Annotated in this window: 13 protein-coding genes; 9 read left to right on the forward strand and 4 right to left on the reverse strand. The window is 67.0% G+C overall.

The genetic code is table 11. The features are described 5' to 3' along the window. Window positions 1-49: 49 nt before the first annotated feature. The 9 genes from ACUDTM_RS10790 to ACUDTM_RS10830 all read left to right on the forward strand — a co-directional run bounded on the left by ACUDTM_RS10790 (window position 50) and on the right by ACUDTM_RS10830 (window position 15,312). On the forward strand, window positions 50-3,283 hold the full coding sequence (locus ACUDTM_RS10790) for an efflux RND transporter permease subunit (RefSeq protein ID WP_072168924.1): 3,234 nt from the start codon (window positions 50-52) through the stop codon (window positions 3,281-3,283). Window positions 3,284-3,314: 31 nt separating this feature from the next. Beyond that, window positions 3,315-6,437 (forward strand): efflux RND transporter permease subunit, encoded by a 3,123-nt coding sequence (locus tag ACUDTM_RS10795; protein ID WP_188240562.1) that lies wholly within the window; start codon window positions 3,315-3,317, stop codon window positions 6,435-6,437. A 310-nt stretch (window positions 6,438-6,747) separates the two neighbouring features. After that, on the forward strand, window positions 6,748-8,817 hold the full coding sequence (locus ACUDTM_RS10800) for a TonB-dependent siderophore receptor (RefSeq protein WP_445391307.1): 2,070 nt from the start codon (window positions 6,748-6,750) through the stop codon (window positions 8,815-8,817). A 95-nt stretch (window positions 8,818-8,912) separates the two neighbouring features. After that, window positions 8,913-11,090: a YccS family putative transporter gene (gene yccS / locus ACUDTM_RS10805; RefSeq protein ID WP_072168920.1), complete on the forward strand. Its 2,178-nt coding sequence runs from the start codon at window positions 8,913-8,915 to the stop codon at window positions 11,088-11,090. Between the two features lie 140 nt (window positions 11,091-11,230). Continuing rightward, window positions 11,231-12,025, forward strand: a complete 795-nt coding sequence (locus tag ACUDTM_RS10810; RefSeq protein WP_111200489.1) for an SDR family NAD(P)-dependent oxidoreductase — start codon at window positions 11,231-11,233, stop codon at window positions 12,023-12,025. A 98-nt stretch (window positions 12,026-12,123) separates the two neighbouring features. Next, a complete protein-coding gene (locus ACUDTM_RS10815) occupies window positions 12,124-14,013 on the forward strand; it encodes an MFS transporter (protein ID WP_061478191.1) in 1,890 nt (629 codons plus the stop codon). 229 nt (window positions 14,014-14,242) lie between these two features. Continuing rightward, window positions 14,243-14,530: a CD225/dispanin family protein gene (locus tag ACUDTM_RS10820; RefSeq protein ID WP_005419784.1), complete on the forward strand. Its 288-nt coding sequence runs from the start codon at window positions 14,243-14,245 to the stop codon at window positions 14,528-14,530. A gap of 34 nt (window positions 14,531-14,564) precedes the next feature. Continuing rightward, window positions 14,565-14,843 (forward strand): CD225/dispanin family protein, encoded by a 279-nt coding sequence (locus tag ACUDTM_RS10825; RefSeq protein WP_005419785.1) that lies wholly within the window; start codon window positions 14,565-14,567, stop codon window positions 14,841-14,843. A gap of 43 nt (window positions 14,844-14,886) precedes the next feature. Next, the gene (locus ACUDTM_RS10830; protein ID WP_151355416.1) at window positions 14,887-15,312 is read left to right on the forward strand and encodes a DUF2752 domain-containing protein; all 426 of its coding nucleotides are present in this window, start codon (window positions 14,887-14,889) and stop codon (window positions 15,310-15,312) included. A gap of 583 nt (window positions 15,313-15,895) precedes the next feature. On the opposite strand, the gene ampE is transcribed toward ACUDTM_RS10830, so the two are convergent. The 4 genes from ampE to ACUDTM_RS10850 all read right to left on the reverse strand — a co-directional run bounded on the left by ampE (window position 15,896) and on the right by ACUDTM_RS10850 (window position 18,843). Beyond that, complete coding sequence (gene ampE, locus ACUDTM_RS10835) at window positions 15,896-16,783, reverse strand: regulatory signaling modulator protein AmpE (RefSeq protein ID WP_072168916.1); 888 nt, start codon at window positions 16,781-16,783, stop codon at window positions 15,896-15,898. Between the two features lie 146 nt (window positions 16,784-16,929). Then, window positions 16,930-17,835 carry an NAD(+) diphosphatase gene (gene nudC / locus ACUDTM_RS10840; RefSeq protein WP_088497350.1) on the reverse strand — a complete coding sequence of 302 codons (906 nt, stop codon included), beginning with the start codon at window positions 17,833-17,835 and terminating at the stop codon, window positions 16,930-16,932. Window positions 17,836-17,954: 119 nt separating this feature from the next. Then, window positions 17,955-18,347 (reverse strand): iron-sulfur cluster insertion protein ErpA, encoded by a 393-nt coding sequence (gene erpA / locus ACUDTM_RS10845; RefSeq protein ID WP_005419789.1) that lies wholly within the window; start codon window positions 18,345-18,347, stop codon window positions 17,955-17,957. Between the two features lie 31 nt (window positions 18,348-18,378). After that, window positions 18,379-18,843, reverse strand: a complete 465-nt coding sequence (locus tag ACUDTM_RS10850; protein ID WP_053497672.1) for a bactofilin family protein — start codon at window positions 18,841-18,843, stop codon at window positions 18,379-18,381.

Below are 18,843 nucleotides of genomic sequence, written 5' to 3' on the forward strand. Positions count from 1 at the left end.
CCGGCGGACCTGCCGGCGCCGACATTGAAGTGCCAGCAAGGATCAGTCCGTGGGCTTTTCGACGATCTTCATCCGCCGCCCGATCGCTACCTCGCTGTTGATGGCGGGCCTGTTGCTGCTGGGCATCCTCGGTTACCGCAAGCTGCCGGTGTCGGCGCTGCCGGAAATCGATGCGCCCAGCCTGGTGGTCACCACCCAGTACCCCGGCGCCAATGCCACCACCATGGCCTCGCTGGTAACCACCCCGCTGGAGCGCCAGTTCGGGCAGATCTCCGGGCTGGAACTGATGACGTCGGACTCGTCGGCCGGGTTGTCGACGATCATCCTGCAGTTCTCGATGGACCGCGACATCGACATCGCCGCGCAGGACGTGCAGGCGGCAATCCGTCAAGCCACCCTGCCCTCATCGCTGCCCTACCAGCCGGTCTACAACCGGGTGAATCCGGCCGACGCGGCCATCGTCACCCTGAAGCTGACCTCTGACACGCGCCCGCTGCGCGACGTCAACAACTACGCCGACTCGATCCTGGCCCAGCGCCTGTCGCAGGTGCAGGGCGTGGGCCTGGTCTCGATTGCCGGCAACGTGCGGCCCGCCGTGCGCATCCAGGTCAATCCGGCGCAGCTGTCGAACATGGGGCTGACCCTGGAACAGCTGCGCAGCGCGCTGACCCAGGCCAACGTCAACGCGCCGAAGGGTTCGTTGAACGGCAAGACCCAGTCCTACAGCATCGGCACCAACGACCAGCTGGCCAGCGCCGCCGAGTACCGCGACACCATCATCAGCTACAAGAACGGCCGCCCGGTGCGGCTGTCGGACGTGGCCGAGGTGATCGATGGCGTGGAGAACGACCAGTTGGCCGCCTGGGCCGATGGCAAGCCGGCGGTGCTGCTGGAAGTGCGCCGCCAGCCGGGCGCCAACATCGTGCAGACCGTCGAGCGCATCCGCGCGATCCTGCCGCAGCTGCAGGGCGTGCTGCCGGCCGACGTGCACCTGGAAATCTTCAACGATCGCACCGAGACCATCCGCGCCTCGGTGCATGAGGTGCAGTTCACCCTGATCCTCACCATCGGCCTGGTGGTGGCGGTGATCTTCGTGTTCCTGCGCCGCCTGTGGGCCACGATCATCCCGTCGGTGGCAGTACCGCTCTCGCTGGCCGGTACCTTCGCGGTGATGGCCTTCGCCGGCATGTCGCTGGACAACCTGTCGCTGATGGCGCTGGTGGTGGCCACCGGCTTCGTGGTCGACGATGCGATCGTGATGATCGAGAACATCGTGCGCTACATCGAGCAGGGCAAGAGCGGCAAGGAAGCGGCCGAGATCGGCGCACGCCAGATCGGCTTCACCGTGCTGTCGCTGACGGTCTCGCTGGTGGCGGTGTTCCTGCCGCTGCTGCTGATGCCCGGCGTCACCGGCCGCCTGTTCCACGAGTTCGCGTGGGTGCTGAGCATCGCCGTGGTGCTGTCGATGCTGATCTCGCTGACGCTCACCCCGATGATGTGCGCCTACCTGCTCAAGCCCGACGCCCTGCCCGAGGGCGAGGACGCGCATGAGCGCGCGGCAGCGGCCGGCAAGCAGAACCTGTGGACGCGCACCGTCGGCCTCTACGAGCACAGCCTGGACTGGGTGCTGGGCCACCAGCGCCTGACCCTGGCCGTGGCCGGTGGCGCGCTGGTGCTGACCGTGCTGCTGTACGTGCTGATCCCCAAGGGCCTGCTGCCCGAACAGGACACCGGCCTGATCACCGGCGTGGTGCAGGCCGACCAGAACATCGCCTTCCCGCAGATGGAGCAGCGCACCAGGCAGGTGGCCGAAGCGCTGCGCCAGGACCCGGATGTGACCGGCGTGTCGGCCTTCATTGGCGCGGGCAGCATGAATCCCACGCTCAACCAGGGCCAGCTGTCGATCGTGCTGAAGGAACGCGGCGAGCGCGATGGCCTGGATGAGATCCTGCCGCGCCTGCAGAAGGCGGTGGCGGGCATTCCGGGCGTGGCGCTGTACCTGAAGCCGGTACAGGACGTGACCCTGGATACCCGCGTGGCCGCCACCGAGTACCAGTACTCGCTGTCGGACGTGGATTCGGCGACGGTGGCGACCCAGGCCACGCGCCTGACCGAAGCGCTGCGCAAGCGCCCGGAACTGGCCGACGTCGACAACAACCTGTCCAACCAGGGCCGCGCCCTGGAGCTGAACATCGACCGCGACAAGGCCAGCGTGCTGGGCGTGCCGATGCAGACCATCGACGACACGCTCTACGATGCGTTCGGCCAGCGCCAGATCTCGACCATCTTCACCGAGCTCAACCAGTATCGCGTGGTGCTGGAAGTGGCACCGGAGTTCCGCACCAGCACCGCGCTGATGGAACAGCTGGCGGTCGCCTCCAACGGCGCCGGCGCATTGACCGGCACCAATGCCACCAGCTTCGGCCAGGTCACCTCCTCCAACTCGTCCACCGCCACCGGCATCGGCGCGCAGAACACCGGCATCACCGTCGGCGCCGGCAACATCATTCCGCTGTCGGCGCTGGCCGAAGGCAAGGTGAGCAGCGCACCGCTGGTGGTCAGCCACCAGCAGCAGCTGCCGGCGGTGACGGTGTCGTTCAACGTGGCGCCGGGCTATTCGCTGTCCGAAGCGGTGCGAGCGATCCAGGAGACCAAGGACAGCCTGGACATGCCGGCACACCTGCATGCCGAATTCATCGGCAAGGCCGCTGAATTCACCGGCAGCCAGACCGATGTGGTGTGGCTGCTGCTGGCCTCGCTGGTGGTGATCTACATCGTGCTGGGCGTGCTCTACGAGAGCTACATCCACCCGATCACGATCATCTCCACCCTGCCGCCGGCCGGTGTCGGCGCGCTGCTGGCGCTGATGCTGTGCGGGCTGAGCCTGTCGGTGGATGGCATCGTCGGCATCGTGCTGCTTATCGGCATCGTCAAGAAGAACGGCATCATGATGGTCGACTTCGCCATCGAAGCCCGCCGCGCCGGCGCCAACGCGCACGAGGCGATCCGCCGCGCCTGCCTGCTGCGCTTCCGCCCGATCATGATGACCACCGCCGCGGCCATGCTCGGCGCGCTGCCGCTGGCGCTGGGCACCGGCATCGGTTCGGAGCTGCGCCGCCCGCTGGGTATCGCCATCGTTGGCGGCCTGCTGCTGTCGCAGTTGGTGACCCTGTACACCACGCCGGTGATCTACCTGTACATGGAGCGCTTCTCCGAGTGGCTGGCGCGCCGCCGCGAACAGCGTGCGCTGCGCGACGGTTCGCTGCAGGAGCCGCAGGCATGATCCACGCCCCGCTGCCGTGGGGGGCCGCACGATGAACCTGTCCGGCCCCTTCATCCGCCGCCCGATCGGCACCGCACTGCTGGCCATCGGCTTGTTCATGGTCGGCCTGATCTGCTACCTGCGCCTGGGCGTATCGGCGCTGCCGAACATCGAGATCCCGGTGATCTTCGTGCATGCCAGCCAGTCCGGCGCCGACGCGGCGACCATGGCCTCGACGGTCACCGCGCCGCTGGAACGCCATCTCGGCCAGCTGCCGGGCATCGATCGCATGCGCTCGTCGAGCTCGGAAGGCAGCTCGCTGGTGTTCATGATCTTCCAGAGCGGCCACAACATCGATTCGGCGGCACTGGATGTACAAACGGCGATCAACTCGGCTCAGGCCGACCTGCCCTCGGGCATGGGCTCGCCGATGTACCAGAAGGCGAACCCGAACGACGACCCGGTGATCGCCATCGCGCTGACCTCGCAGACGCAGTCGGCCGACGAGCTCTACAACGTGGCCGACTCGCTGCTGGCGCAGCGCATCCGCCAGATCAGCGGCGTCGCCTCGGTCGACATCGCTGGCGCGTCGACGCCAGCGGTGCGCGTGGACGTCAACCTGCGCCTGATGAACGCGTTGGGCCTGACCGCCGATGACCTGCGCAACGCAGTGCGCGCGGCCAACGTGACCTCGCCCACCGGCTTCCTCAGCGATGGCAACACCACCACGGCGATCATCGCCAACGACTCGGTGGCGCGCGCCGCCGACTTCGCCGACCTGGTGGTCAAGACCCAGGGCGACGGCCGGGTGATCCGGCTGAAGGACATCGCCAACGTCTACGACGGCCAGCAGGATGCCTACCAGGCGGCGTGGTTCGACCACAAGCCGGCGGTGGTGATGTACGTGTTCACCCGCGCCGGCGCCAACATCGTGGAGACCGTAGACCGGGTCAAGGCGCAGATCCCGGCCCTGCGCGACTACCTGCAGCCGGGCACCACGATGACGCCGTACTTCGACCGTACGCCGACCATCCGTTCGTCGCTGCATGAAGTGCAGGTCACCCTGCTGATCAGCCTGGCGATGGTGGTGCTGACCATGGCGCTGTTCCTGCGCCGGCTGGCCCCCACCCTGATCGCGGCGGTGACCGTGCCGCTGTCGCTGGCCGGCGCCGCGCTGGTGATGTACGTGATGGGCTTCACCCTGAACAATCTGAGCCTGCTGGCGCTGGTGATCGCGATCGGCTTCGTGGTCGACGATGCGATTGTGGTGATCGAGAACATCATGCGCCACCTCGACGAAGGCATGCCGCGCATGCAGGCGGCGTTGACCGGTGCGCGCGAGATCGGCTTCACCATCGTCTCGATCACCGCCTCGCTGGTGGCGGTGTTCATCCCGCTGCTGTTCGCCAGTGGCATGATGGGCGCGTTCTTCCGCGAGTTCACCGTCACCCTGGTGGCGGCCATCGTGGTTTCGATGATCGTCTCGCTGACATTGACCCCGGCGCTGTGCAGCCGCTTCCTCAGCGCGCACGACCACAGCGCGCCGCCGTCGCGTTTCGGCCGCTGGCTGGACGCCGGCCACGAGCGGATGCTGCGCATCTACACCGTGTTCCTCGATTTCTCGCTGCGCCACGCGCTGCTGCTGTCGCTGACGCCACTGATCCTGATCGGCGTCACCATCTTCCTGTTCGGCGCGGTGAAGAAGGGCGCGTTCCCGCCGCAGGACACCGGCCTGATCTGGGGCCGCGCCAACTCCAGTGCCACCGTGTCGTTCGAGGACATGGTCGCGCGCCAGCGCCGCATCACCGACATGCTGATGGCCGACCCGGCGGTGAAGACGGTGGGTGTACGCCTGGGCAGCGGCCGCCAGGGCTCCAGTGCACAGTTCAACATCGAGCTGAAATCACGCAGCGACGGCCGCCGCGAAACCACCGCGCATGCGTTGGCGCGCCTCAGCGCCAAGGCCGATCGCTATCCCGACCTGCAGCTGCGCCTGCGCGCCATCCAGGACCTGCCCAGCAACGATGGCGGCGGTTCCAGCCAGGGCGCGCAGTACCGCATCTCGCTGCAGGGCAACGACCTGGCCGCACTGCAGGAATGGCTGCCCAAGCTGCAGGCGGAACTGAAGAAGAACCCGAAGCTGCGCGACGTCGGGACCGACGTGGACAATGCCGGCCTGCGCCAGAACATCCAGATCGACCGCGCAAAGGCCGCGCGCCTGGGCATCACGGTGGGCGCCATCGACGGCGCGCTGTACGGTGCGTTCGGCCAGCGCCAGATCTCCACCATCTATTCGGACATCAACCAGTACAGCGTGGTGGTCAATGCCCTGCCCTCGCAGACCGCCACCCCGGCGGCGCTGGATGAGGTGTACGTGCGTGCGCGCAACGGCGACATGGTGCCGATCACCGCGGTGGCCACGCAGATGCCTGGCCTGGCCCCATCGCAGATCACCCACGAGAACCAGTACACGACGATGGACCTCAGCTACAACCTGGCTCCCAACGTGAGCATGGGCGAGGCCAAGGCGATCATCGACGCGACCGTGGCCGGCATGCGCATGCCCGGCGACATCCGCCTGGCCGACGATGCGGGCTTCGGCTTCAACTCCGATCCCAGCGACATGCTGATCCTGGTGTTCGCCGCAATCCTGACCGTGTACCTGGTACTGGGCATGCTCTACGAGAGCCTGATCCACCCGGTCACCATCCTGTCCACGCTGCCGGCGGCCGGTGTCGGTGCGCTGCTGGCCCTGTTCGGCACCAACACCGAGCTGTCGGTGATCTCGATGATCGCGCTGGTGCTGCTGATCGGCATCGTCAAGAAGAACGCGATCATGATGATCGACTTCGCACTGGTGGCGCAGCGCGAGCATGGGCTGGCGCCGCGCGATGCCGCACGCGAGGCCAGCATCGTGCGCTTCCGCCCGATCATGATGACCACGATGGTCGCGATCCTGGCCGCAGTGCCGCTGGCGATCGGCCTGGGTGAAGGGTCCGAGCTGCGCCGCCCGCTGGGCATCGCGATGATCGGCGGCCTGCTGTTCTCGCAAAGCCTGACCCTGCTCAGTACGCCGGCGCTGTACGTGATCTTCTCCTGCCTGGCCGAGCGCTGGCGCGCCCGTCGCGTGCGCAGGCGCGAAGCGAAGCTGCTCAAGCGCGCGCAGCGGGCGTAGTAGAGCCCATCCACGCATGGCGTGGATCTACGGGTAGAGCCGGCCGCTGGCCGGCTTCCTCCGTACAGCGAATCTGCCGGCCAGCGGCCGGCACTACCACCGGCACGGAGGGTGGGTGCGGACCGTTGGTCCGCACGCCTCCGGGTTTGACGTGCTGTAACGAAAAGAGAACAATTCCCCTCCAGCCATGGTCCTGCGCCCCTTCGCGGCGCCCCGCTGCCCTCTCCGGCAAGCCTGCGTGATCCCAGCCATCAACCTTTCCCCCATGCGGGCGGATGGCGCGTGGCCGTTCGCCGAGGATGACTGAACCATGCTCCTGCACCCACTCTGCCGCCCGGCCCTGCTTGCCGTTTCCCTGTCACTGGCCTGCGCCGCGCATGCCCAGTCCGTTCCCGAGCGCACCCATCGGAACCGCAGTGCCACCGATCTGGATGCGGTGAAGGTCACCGCCGAACGCACCCACGCCGATACTGGCGCCCTTGGTGATCGCGTGCTGCGTGATACCCCGTTTGCGATCACCGCCGTGGGCCGCGAGCAGATCGAGCAGCGCCAAGTGGTCTCGCTGGGCGAAGCGTTCCTGCTCGACCCTTCGGTCACCACCCAGGTCAGCGCCTATGCCAGTGGCTGGAGTTCGCCGATCCGCAACCGTGGCATCGACCTGAACTTCGACAGCTATCGGGTCAATGGCCTGCAGGTCTCCTCGTGGGGTACCGAGTGGCCGCTGGAAGTGATGGAACAGGTCGATCTGCTGAAAGGCCCGGGCGGATTCCTTTACGGTTTCGGTGCCCCCGGTGGCATCGTCAACTACATCACCAAGAAGCCGACCGATACGCCCACCTTCTCCGCCCAGCTGGGCTGGCGCGAGCAGGGCATCGTCAGCGGCGGGATGGACGTCGGCGGCCGCTTCGGCAACGAGCAGATGTTCGGTTATCGTTTCAACGCCTACCGGGAAAAGGGCGAAACCTTCAACGGTGGCCACGTCGATCGAAAGGTGGGCGCACTGTCGCTGGACGCGCGCCTGAGCGACGCACTGATCTGGACCTTCGACGGCGTGTTCCAGTCACGCGACCTGCGCGAGGAATCGCCGCAGTACTACTTCCGCGGACTGACCTCGTTGCCACGACCGATCGCCGGGAATTCCGGCAACAGTGTCCCCGGCACCTACTACGACACTCGTTCCAGCCTGTTGTCGACCCGCTTGGACTGGCAGATCAACAGCGACTGGAAAACCAGCCTGAGTTATGGCGTCACCACCTCGTGGAATGACGTCAACAAGATCTTCGCCTACATCGATTCGCCCAATGGCGACTATGACGTCAACGTCTATGAACTGGGTGGCAAGAGCGAGTGGAAGCTGGCGCAGGCGATGCTGCAGGGCAGCTTCCACACCGGTCCGCTGCAGCATCAGGTGGTGGCAGGCATCAGTCACCAGACCGGGCTGGGCTGGGACCGTCCCTACGAATGGAGCCTGATCGGCCGCGCCAACCTGTACCAGCGCCATGCCATCCGCCATGACGCCGTCGGTTCACGGGTGATGACCCGCGGCGACGAGACCGTGCAGCAGGCCGTGTTCGCAAGCGATACCGTCGATCTCGGCAGCGGCTGGTCGGTGCTGGCGGGCTGGCGCTACAACGATTACGAGACCAAGGGCCGCTACCACACCTATCCGGTCACACCGACCTATGCCGTGATGTTCAAGCCCAGCGAGGCGGTCACCCTCTACGCCAGCTACATCGAATCGCTGGAAGCGGGCAGCCGCGTAGGCAACAACTACATCAACGCCGGTGATGTGCTCGACCCGACCCTCAGCAAGCAGTACGAGATCGGCGCGAAGGCCGAGGCCGCGCGCTGGAACGCGAACGTGGCGGTGTTCCGGCTGGAGCGTGGCGCCAACATCGATGAATTCACACCGGCCGGCAAGCGCCTGGTGCAGGACGGCATCACGCTGTACGAAGGCATCGAGGCCAGTGCCGACCTGCACCTCAGCGATGTCCTCACGATTGGCGGAGGCGTCACCTGGCTGGACCCGACCTACGACAGGCTGTCCCCGGCCAGCGCTGCACAGGAGGGCAACCGTACCGCCGGTGCGGCACGCTGGAGCGGGGTCGTGCACGCCACCTACCAGCTGCCGTGGGTGGATGGCCTGGAAACATACGCCGCGGTGCGCTACTACGGCGATGTCTGGTACGACGCCGACAACACCCTGAAGCTGCCCGATTACACGCTGGTCAATGCAGGCATCGGCTACCGCCTGCTCGCCTCCGGTCATCCGGTGACCGTGCGCGCCAGCGTCGAGAACCTGGCCAACCGGAGGTACTGGTCCAACGCCGGCACAGGCCTGCCACGCACGTTCGCTGTGAGCGTGCGGTTCGACATGTAGGGCCCGGCAGCACCGTGGGTGCGGACCGTTGGTCCGCCCTCCATATTTCACGCGCAGCCCGCAATAATGGTGGAAGACCCTTCCACCGAGCCTGCATGTCCGCCCGCCAATCCCGCCTCAGCCGCCTGTGGGCCCACGAAAAGGCCAGCTACGGCCTGCGCGTGTTCATCGCGCTGACCGCGGCCGTGGCCGTGTGCTGGCAGTTCGACGCGCTGACCGCCCTGCCCGGCGTATTCCTCGGCATCATCGCAAGCGCCATCGCAGAAACGGACGACAACTGGTGGGGCCGGATCAAGGCCGTGGTGTTGTCACTGTTGTGCTTCTGCATTGCGGCAGCCTCGGTGATCTGGCTGTTCCCGTGGCCGTGGATCTTCATCGGCGCGCTGGCACTGTCCACCTTCGGCCTGACCCTGCTTGGCGCGCTCGGTGAGCGCTACGCATCCATTGCCCAGGCCACGGTGACGCTGGCGATCTACACCATGATCGGCTTGGAGCAGCATGGCGCCAGCGACCTGCACAGCGCGCTGGACGCGGTCAGCCATCTGCTGGCCGGTGCAGCCTGGTACGGGCTGCTGTCGATCCTGTGGACTGCGCTGTTCGCCAACCGGCCGGTGCGCGAACGCGTGGCGCGGCTGTACGTTGAGCTGGGCCGCTACCTGCAGCTGAAGGCTGCGCTGTTCGAGCCGGTGCGCGAAGCCGACCTGCAACGTCGCCAGCTCGACCTGGCGGAACAGAACCGGCGCGTGGTCGGTGCGTTGAACGAGGCCAAGACCGCGATCCTGGCCCGCTTCGGCCGTTCCGGGCGGCCGGGCGTGAACTCCGGCCTGTACCTGCGCCTGTATTACATGGCACAGGATTTCCACGAGCGCGCCAGTTCCTCGCACTACCCGTATGGCGCGCTGGTGGACGCCTTCTTCCACAGCGATGTGCTTTACCGCTGCCAGCGCCTGCTCGACCTGCAGGGCCAGGCCTGTGCCCGCCTGGGCGAGGCGATCCGGCTGCGTCGTCCGTTCGTATACGGCGAAAGCAACCAGCAGGCCGGGCGCGACCTGGCCGACGCGCTCGCCTACCTGCGTGACCAGCAGCGCCCGCAGTGGCAGCGCCTGCTCGGCTCGCTGGACCTGCTGGTTCACAACCTGCGCAGCATCGAGCGCCGCCTGCTGGATGCCGAACGTTCCGAAGCCAGCCTGGACAACGTCGACACCCGCCTGCGCGACAGCAACCCGCATACCCTGCGCGAGATGGGCGTGCGCATCCGCCAGCAGCTCACGCCCGGCTCGGTGCTGTTCCGCCATGGCCTGCGCATGGCACTGGCACTGATCGCCGGCTTTGCAGCGATCCGGCTGTTCAATGCGCAGAACGGTTCATGGGTACTGCTGACCATCGTGTTCGTGTGCCGGCCCAACTTCGGCGCCACCCGCCAGCGCCTGGCACAGCGCATCGTCGGCACCGTCGCCGGACTGGTGCTGACCTGGGCACTGCTGCAGCTGTTCCCGCAGCTGCACGTACAGCTGCTGATCGCACTGCTGTCGGCACTGTTGTTCTTCTTCACCCGCACCGACCGCTACCTGGTGGCATCAGCCGCGATCACCGTGATGGCGCTGACCTGCTTCAACCTGATCGGCGATGGCTTCGTGCTGATCGTACCGCGCATGGTCGATACGCTGTTGGGCTGCGCGATCGCAGCGGCGGCAGCGTTCCTGATCCTGCCCGACTGGCAGGGCCGCCAGTTGCATCTCGTCCTGGCACGCGTGCTGGACACTGCCGCTCGCTACCTGGATTCGGTGCTGGGCCAGTACCGCAGCGGCATGCGCGACGACCTGGCCTACCGCATCGCCCGCCGCGACATGCACAACGCCGACGCCGCGCTGTCCACCGCACTGTCGAACATGCTGCGCGAACCCGGCCACGTGCGCCGCAACCTGGATGCCGGCTTCCGCTTCCTGGCGCTGTCCAACACGCTGCTGGGGCATCTGTCGGCGCTGGGTGCGCACCGCGACCAGGTGGACAGCTACGCAGGCGATCCACTGGCGCTGGCCGCGGGCGATCGCGTGCGCAAGGCACTTCAGCAGCTGGCGACGGCGCTGACCGCGCGGCAACCCGTCGCGGACGATGACAACGACGCCGACCGCGCGGTGGCTGCCGAGCTGGAGCAGATCGACGAGGCGATGCCGCCGAAACTGCAGTTGATCCGTACCCAGATGGCGCTGGTACTGCGCATGCTGCCGAAGGTGCGTGCCGCGGCCAATGAGGCGGTGACCAACCTGACCTGATCCCTCATCGCTGATCGGGCATCCCATCCACGCATGGCGTGGATCTGCTGCGCCGCGTGCAACGGCGCGTTGCACCGGGCGATGCAGTTCGATCACGCCGCCACGCGGATACTGGGCAGCTCCCGCCCCGGATCATCACCATGAAAATCGAACTCAGCGGCCGCACCGCGCTGGTCACCGCCTCCACCGCCGGCATCGGCCTGGCCATCGCCCAAGGCCTGGCCAGCGCTGGTGCGCGGGTCATTGTCAATGGCCGCAGCACCAGCAGCGTCGAGCGCGCCCGCCAGCATCTGCTCGCGGCCGTGCCGGGAGCCGACGTATTGGGTGTCGCCGCCGACCTCTCCGATGCGGCCGGTGTCGATACGCTGCTGGCTGGGCTGCCGAGGGTCGACATCCTGGTCAACAACGCTGGCATCTTCGGCCCAGAGGATTTCTTCCAGACCGATGACGCCACCTGGGAGCGCTACTGGCAGACCAACGTGATGTCCGGCGTACGCCTGTCGCGTGCGCTGCTGCCAGCGATGGTCGATGCCGGCTGGGGCCGCGTGCTGTTCATTTCGTCCGAATCGGCGCGCAACATCCCGGTCGACATGATCCATTACGGGGTCAGCAAGACCGCGCAGCTGTCACTGTCGCGCGGCTTGGCCAAGCGCGTGGCCGGCAGCGGCGTCACCGTCAACGCGGTGCTGCCTGGCCCGACCCTGTCCGATGGCTTCGCGGCGATGTTCGAGGATGAACGCCGGCGCAGCGGCAAGCCGCTGGAGCAGATCGGCCGCGAGTTCGTGATGGCACACCGGCCGTCCTCGGTGATCCAGCGCACTGCCACGGTCGAGGAAGTGGCCAACATGGTGGTGTACCTGGCGTCGCCGCAGGCTTCGGCCACGTCCGGTGCGGCACTGCGCGTGGATGGTGGCGTGGTCGACGATATCGTCTGAGTCCGACGGCAGGTGTGCGGACCAACGGTCCGCACCCACAGGTCCGCACCCACAGCGGATGGGCAGGAATGCTAGGCTGCGCCGGTCAAGGAGGTTCCATGTCCGGTCACAACCAGTTTGCCCTGCTCCGCCAGCGCCGTTTCCTGCCGTTCTTCGTGGTACAGGCGCTCGGTGCTTTCAACGACAACGTGTACCGGCAAGCGATCATCAGCATGTTGCTGTTCATGGCCGTGCCAGAGGAGGAACTCGGGCTGTACGCCACGTTGGCACCGGCCATCTTCATCCTGCCGTATTTCCTGTTCTCGGCACTGGCCGGGCAGATCGCCGACAAACTGGAAAAATCGCGGTTGATCGTGATCACCACCACCATGGAGATCGTGATCATGTCGCTGGCGGCGGCCGGCTTCCTCACCCAGAGCCTGCCGGTGTTGCTGGTCGCCCTGTTCTGCACCGGCATGCAATCGACCCTGTTCGGCCCGGTGAAGTATTCGGTGCTGCCGTCGGTGCTCAGGCCCGAGGAACTGACCGGCGGCAACGGCCTGGTCGAGATGGGGACCTCGATGTCGATCCTCTCCGGCATGATCGTCGGCGGCCTGGTGTTCACCGTGGCCGGGAGCCACGGCACGGTGGTGGCTGCGTGCGCGATCATCGCCCTGGCGATCTGCGGCAACATCGCCGCGCGCCTGATTCCCAGGGTCGATGCAGGCGACCCGACCCTGAAGATCAACTGGAACCCGTTGCCGGAATCGCTCGCGGTACTGCGCATGGCGCGCCAGCAGAAGGCCGTGCGCAACTCGATCCTGGGCGTGTCCTGGTTCTGGTTCGTTGGCACCGTGCTGACCTCGCAGCTACCGGCCTACGCGGTGACCAACCTGGGCGGCGAGCCGACCCTGTACATCTTCGCGCTGGCCCTGTTCTCGGTGGGCACCGGCGTCGGCTCGCTGCTGTGCGAGAAGCTGTCAGCCCGTACGGTGGAAATCGGCCTGGTACCGCTGGGGGCGTTCGGCATGACCGCGTTCCTGCTCGACCTGTACTTCGCCCGCAGCGGCGAAGCGACGGTGCACGGACTGACCATCGCGCCGTTCCTGCAGCAGCCCGGCAGCATCCGCATCGTCATCGACCTGATCGGCATCGGCCTGTTCACCGGCATCTTCGTGGTGCCGCTGTTCGCGCTGATCCAGAGCCGCACGCCGAAGGCGCAGATGTCGCGCGTGTTCGCCGCACTGAACATCCAGAACTCGGGCTTCATCGTCGCTGCGGCGTTGCTGTCGCTGGCCGCGCACACGCTGCTGCACTGGACCATTCCGCAGCAGTTCCTGGCGCTGGCCATCGCCAACGCGCTGGTGGCGATCTACATCTTCACCATCGTCCCTGAATTCCTGATGCGCTTCCTCAGCTGGCTGATGGTGCGCACCCTGTACCGGCTGCGCCCGCACGGCATCGAGGCCAACGTGCCCGACGAAGGCGCCGCGCTGCTGGTCTGCAACCACGTCAGCTACATGGACGCGCTGATCCTGTCGGCGACCATTCCGCGCCCGGTGCGCTTCGTCATGTACTACAGGATCTTCAACATCCCGGTAATGCGCTGGATCTTCCGGACCGCCAAGGCAATCCCGATCGCCGGTGCGCGCGAAGACCCGGCACTGATGCAGCGGGCGTTCGACGAGATCGACGCTGCGCTGGCCGAAGGCGAACTGGTCTGCATCTTCCCCGAGGGTGCGCTGACCCGCGACGGGGAGATGGCGCCGTTCAAGTCCGGCGTCGAGAAGATCCTCGAGCGCCGGCCGGTGCCGGTGGTGCCGATGGCGCTGCGCGGCATGTGGTCGAGCATGTGGAGTCGCCGCGACAGCCGCCTCGGCCGCATGCGGGTGCCGCGCCGTTTCCGCGCTACCGTCGAGGTCGTGGCGGCACCGGCCGTCGATGGCCACGCCACCCGCGCCCCGGTGCTGGAGGCGCAGGTGCGGGCCCTGCGTGGCGATCACGCCTGATCGGCCCGGCGGCCGTCGGTAGCGCTTCCAGGCGATAGCCCCAATCCCCGGAATGACGGCCTCTGTCTCATGACATAGGCCCGTCAAATAGCGCCCAGTCAAGGGCCACACACACCACCATCTGACTGTAAACGCATACATGCAGCGCAGGTTGAGGTAGATTACGCACCCACAGGGGGGAGGTTCGGCCAATGCACCAAGGCCGGCCACCAAGGAATGGAGTCTTGCTTTGAATCAACCGCCACCGCTCAGCCGTCCCGTCTACATCCCCAACCATCTGGTCTGGGCGATCCTGACGACGCTGTTCTGCTGCCTGCCGTTGGGCGTGGTGTCGATCGTCTATGCCTCCCAGGTCGATGGCCGCCGCGCGGCCGGCGACCTGCCGGGGGCCTACAGCGCGTCGCGCAAGGCGGGCTGGTGGGCGGTGGCTTCGGCCGTGGCCCTGCCGGTCCTGTTGCTGTTGTGGTTCGGGCTGTTCGGCGGCTTGGCCGTACTGGGCGCTCTTTCCGACCAATGATTCACCACCACCACCCATCAAGGAGCTTGAACCCATGAATACCGCCACTCCGCAGGTCCCGAACAATCTGGTCTGGGCCATCCTGAGCACCCTGTTCTGCTGCCTGCCGGCCGGCATCGTGTCGATCGTCTACGCCGCCCAGGTCAACGGCAAGCTGGCCGCTGGCGACATCGCCGGTGCCCAGGAATCCTCGGCCAAGGCCAAGAAGTGGGCCATCTGGTCGGCCATTGCCGCCGTCGTGGTCGGCGTGCTGTACGGCATCCTGATCGTCGCTCTCGGCGGCATGGGTGCGATGAGCAACAGCGGCTACTGATCCGCGTGGACGGATCCGGCGCCTGCGCCGGATCCGTTGCTGCATGTCCGCCCTGCCCACCCGATCCCGAATGGCCCGCTGGGCACCACTGCTGGCCGCCACCGGCCTGGCCGCCGGTGCCGCACTGGTGCTGCGCAACGTCAATCCGTATGCCGCCGGCAATCCCTTGCCGAGCTGCCCGCTGTACGCGCTGACCGGCCTGTACTGCCCGGGCTGTGGCAGCACCCGCTGCCTGTATTCGCTGGTCCATTTCGACCTGCCCGGCGCGATGGCGATGAACCCGCTGCTGGTCATCAGCCTGCCCTTCCTCCTGCTGATGCTGCTGAACGTCGCCGGCATCCGTCCGCGTGTGCTCGATCCGCTGATGCGGATACTGGGCAATCCCATGTTCTGGCTCTGGGTGCTTCCCGGCTATGCGCTGCTGCGCAACCTGCCGTGGGCGCCATTCACCGCGCTGGCACCGATCTAGGTTTCCAGCCGACGGCGCAGCCCCTCGTGGTGGGCGGCGTTTGAAGGCAGAAGCCTTGGGGTCGGCCGGGCGGGATGGGTTTGCGGGGGACGCCGTGAATCCGTCCGTGGAGGCTTGGCCGCGGCATCCATGCCGCGGACACCCCCGCAAACCCATCCCGCCCGGCCACGGACAGTTTCCGTGTGCGTCCACCACGGAAAAGAAAGAGAAGATCAAAAGCGGAAGCGGATCGCTTCGCTCTGCATCCACGCATGGCGTGGATCTACCGTGTCGACCAAGGTCGACACCCACCGGCAGTCGCAGTTGACCCACCGTCACCGGGAAACTGTCGGGGGTGGGGCGGTGTGGGGCCGCAGGACCGTTGGCGCCATGGATGGCGCCATCGAGCCTCCAGGGGTGAGGGCGCTTTGCTTGCGAAGCACTGCTTCGCAAGCGCCTGAACGCACAGCCGCCAGCGGCTGGGCCGGTTTGGGGGTTTACGGCGTGTCCTGCAGCCCCACACCTCCCCGCCCAACCGTCAGCAACCCAGAGCCGCTGTTGCTGTTGCCTCTGCAGGTGCAGGGCTGCAAGCCCTGCAAAACAACTACGTCACCCAGCCTGCAATCACCAGCAACGCCAGGATCGCCAGCCACAGCAGCAGCATCCGCCACACCAGGCTCATCGCATCACGCAGGTCCGGCAGCCGCTGCCACACCGGCAACAGCCCCGCCTCGGTGTAATCGTGCGCGTCCTCGCGCAGCTCGGCGTTGACGCTGGCCCGCGCCACCGCGCCCAGAAACCCGATGGTGCCGACCAGGCGTTCGCCATGGGCCTGGCGCCAGGCCTTCCACGCCGTATCGAAGTTGCCGACCAGCGCCATCGAGAACGCCATCAGCTGCGCTACCGGCCACTCGATCCAGCCCAGCAGGCGCTGCGCCAGCGCCAGCGGCTCCACCGGCACGCGTGCACGCATCGGGCTTTCCGCCATCAGCGCCAGCAAGCGGTAGCCCAGCGCACCGGCCGGGCCCAGCAGCAGGAACCAGAACAGCACCGCGAACCAGCGACGCAGCGCATTGAGCACGGTCGCTTCGACCAGCGACGGCACGTCTTCGCGCAGGCTGCCACCGGCGGCCTGCAGGTTGCGTACGGCTGCCTGCCGCGTCGCGGCGTCGTCCGCATCGATGATGGCTTCGATATCGCGATCCAGGTCGCGCGGCCCCCAGCACCAGGCCAGCACGGCCACACCCAGCAGCAGCGACGGCAGGCCGAACAGCACTCCGCGCAGCAGCCACGCCAGCAGCCCCATCAGCAGCAACGGCGGCAGCAGCGCCAGCGCCACTCCAGCCGGTCCCTGCCAGGCCTTGCCACCACGCGCGTCCAGCCAGCCCAGCCAGCGCCGGAAGCCGTCGAAACGGCGCATCGAGGCGGCAGCGGCCGGGGCAACGTGGCCCAGGGCCAGCGCCACCAGCACGGCGGCCAGAGTGGTGAACATGGCAGGTCTCCCTACGAAACAGAACGCTCGGCGCCGCTACCTTACCTGTCGCAGTGGTGCCCTCGCGGGTGAACCGGACTGTAACCCGGGCCGTGTTCAGGTGGCGGCAATACAGCTGCCACGATCGGCCCGGCCGAAACGCCGGCTCAGCCCCGCTGCTGGCGGTACCAGTGTTCGATCAGGCTCCGCGAAATCGAGATCGGTGGCGACAGGCGGATGCCCTGGCCGTCGTCCTCCACATCGCGCGCCAACGCGGCGCCGACCTCGTCGGCACTGAACCAGCGCGCGTCTTCCAGCTCGCCATCCACGGTCGGCAGGTCGTCATGCGCCTGTGCACGGAAGCCGACCATCAGCGCGCCGGGGAACGGCCACGGCTGCGAACCGAGGTACTGGCAGGCGGTCACCCGCACCTTGCTCTCCTCATGGACTTCGCGCACCACGGTCTGCTCGAAGGTCTCGCCAGGTTCGACGAAGCCGGCCAGCACCGAGTAACGGCGCGGGGCCCAGTTCGACTGTCGGCCCAGCAGCAGCCGGCCCTGGTTTTCCACGGCGACGATCACCGCCGGATCGACGCGCGGATAGTGTTCGGTGGAACACTGCGCGCAACGGCCGACGAAGCCGCCACGGGCAAACGCCACCGCGCCGCCGCATACGCCGCAGAAGCGGGTGCGCGAGTGCCAGTAGGACATGCCACGGGCATAGCTGAAAGCGGTGGCATCGGCCATCGGCCACAACAATGCAGCCTGGCGCAGATCGAGTCGGCGTGGCGCGCTCACGGTGACATGGGTGGCTTCGACCGAGAACCATGCCTGATCACCGCGAAGCCCCAGGAAAACTGCGGCGCCCGGGCCACCGCCGACGTCGGCGCCGGTCAGCGCCAGCGGCTGGTCGTCATCGCCGGTGAAGGCGCTGCCATCGTGATCGAGGACGAGGATGCGCGCGCCCGGCCACAGGCGCGCCAGTGCATCGGCATCTTCGCGCAGGGCATCGGCGCGCTCCAACGGTTCGCCAACGAAGGCAAAACCGGAAAGCGGCGAAGGAGTATTGGGCATCCGCCAAGCGTGCCGCCAATCGATGCAGGTGGCAAGCCGCAGGCTTTGCGGAAACCGTCTGTGGGTGTGGAGCTTGCTCCACACACCTTGTCGCGCGGGACACAGGCCCCGCGCCCTGCTTACATGCTGAAACTGCTGCCGCAGCCGCAGGTGGTCTTTGCGTTCGGGTTGCGGATCACGAACTGGGCACCCGTCAGGCTCTCGGTGTAATCCACCTCCGCGCCCATCAGGTACTGCAGGCTCAGCGGGTCGACCAGCAGGGTCACACCGCTGGTCTGTACCGCCAGGTCATCCTCGGCACGGTTCTCGTCGAACTCGAACCCGTACTGGAAGCCCGAACAGCCGCCTCCCTCGATGTACACACGCAGGGCCAGGTCGGGGTTGCCCTCTTCCTGGATCAGGGATTTGACCTTGGCGGCCGCCGACTCGGTGAAGTTCAGCGGGCGCTCCAGCGATTGGTAATCGGGCGCGGCAACCGGGGTGGCGCCGGGCAGGGAGACTAGCGTGCTCATGCTGCCAGCATGGGGGTGCCGACGACGGCTTTCAAGCCATCGCCTCGGCCAGCTTGCGACGCGCGGCGGTATCGCCCTTGCCATCATGGGCGTCTTCGCCTTCCGGCGCCGGCAAGGCTGCCATCGGGGCGCTGGCATGGATCAGGCGGCCGTTCAGCTGCGCGCCCGCGTTCATCTCCACCACCTGGTAATGGACGTTGCCATTGACCCGTGCGCTCGGGGTCAACTCGACCTTCTCGGTAGCGTGTACATCGCCGTCCAGGCGGCCACTGATGACCACCACCTGGGCCCGGATCTCACCTTCGATCACGCCGTGCTCGGCAACCGTCAGGGTCGCACCACTGGCGCCTTCGGCGGCGATCACCTTGCCGTGGATGCGGCCTTCCACATACAGGCCACCACTGAATTCCACATCACCGCGGATCACCACCTGGTTGCCGATCAGGGCATCCACCACCAGCTGGCCTTCACGGTTGGATTTGCTGCTTCCGAACAT

It is taken from the genome of Stenotrophomonas maltophilia group sp. vghtpe118 (assembly GCF_052605195.1).

Excerpts from the sequence above, each read along its gene's own strand:
- ACUDTM_RS10795 (WP_188240562.1), top strand. The coding sequence starts at position 3,315 with ATGAACCTGTCCGGCCCCTTCATCCGCCGCCCGATCGGCACCGCACTG.
- ACUDTM_RS10800 (WP_445391307.1), top strand. The coding sequence starts at position 6,748 with ATGCTCCTGCACCCACTCTGCCGCCCGGCCCTGCTTGCCGTTTCCCTG.
- yccS (WP_072168920.1), top strand. The coding sequence starts at position 8,913 with ATGTCCGCCCGCCAATCCCGCCTCAGCCGCCTGTGGGCCCACGAAAAG.
- ACUDTM_RS10810 (WP_111200489.1), top strand. The coding sequence starts at position 11,231 with ATGAAAATCGAACTCAGCGGCCGCACCGCGCTGGTCACCGCCTCCACC.
- ACUDTM_RS10815 (WP_061478191.1), top strand. The coding sequence starts at position 12,124 with ATGTCCGGTCACAACCAGTTTGCCCTGCTCCGCCAGCGCCGTTTCCTG.
- ACUDTM_RS10825 (WP_005419785.1), top strand. The coding sequence starts at position 14,565 with ATGAATACCGCCACTCCGCAGGTCCCGAACAATCTGGTCTGGGCCATC.
- ACUDTM_RS10830 (WP_151355416.1), top strand. The coding sequence starts at position 14,887 with ATGTCCGCCCTGCCCACCCGATCCCGAATGGCCCGCTGGGCACCACTG.
- ampE (WP_072168916.1), bottom strand. The coding sequence starts at position 16,783 with ATGTTCACCACTCTGGCCGCCGTGCTGGTGGCGCTGGCCCTGGGCCAC.
- nudC (WP_088497350.1), bottom strand. The coding sequence starts at position 17,835 with ATGCCCAATACTCCTTCGCCGCTTTCCGGTTTTGCCTTCGTTGGCGAA.
- erpA (WP_005419789.1), bottom strand. The coding sequence starts at position 18,347 with ATGAGCACGCTAGTCTCCCTGCCCGGCGCCACCCCGGTTGCCGCGCCC.
- ACUDTM_RS10850 (WP_053497672.1), bottom strand. The coding sequence starts at position 18,843 with ATGTTCGGAAGCAGCAAATCCAACCGTGAAGGCCAGCTGGTGGTGGAT.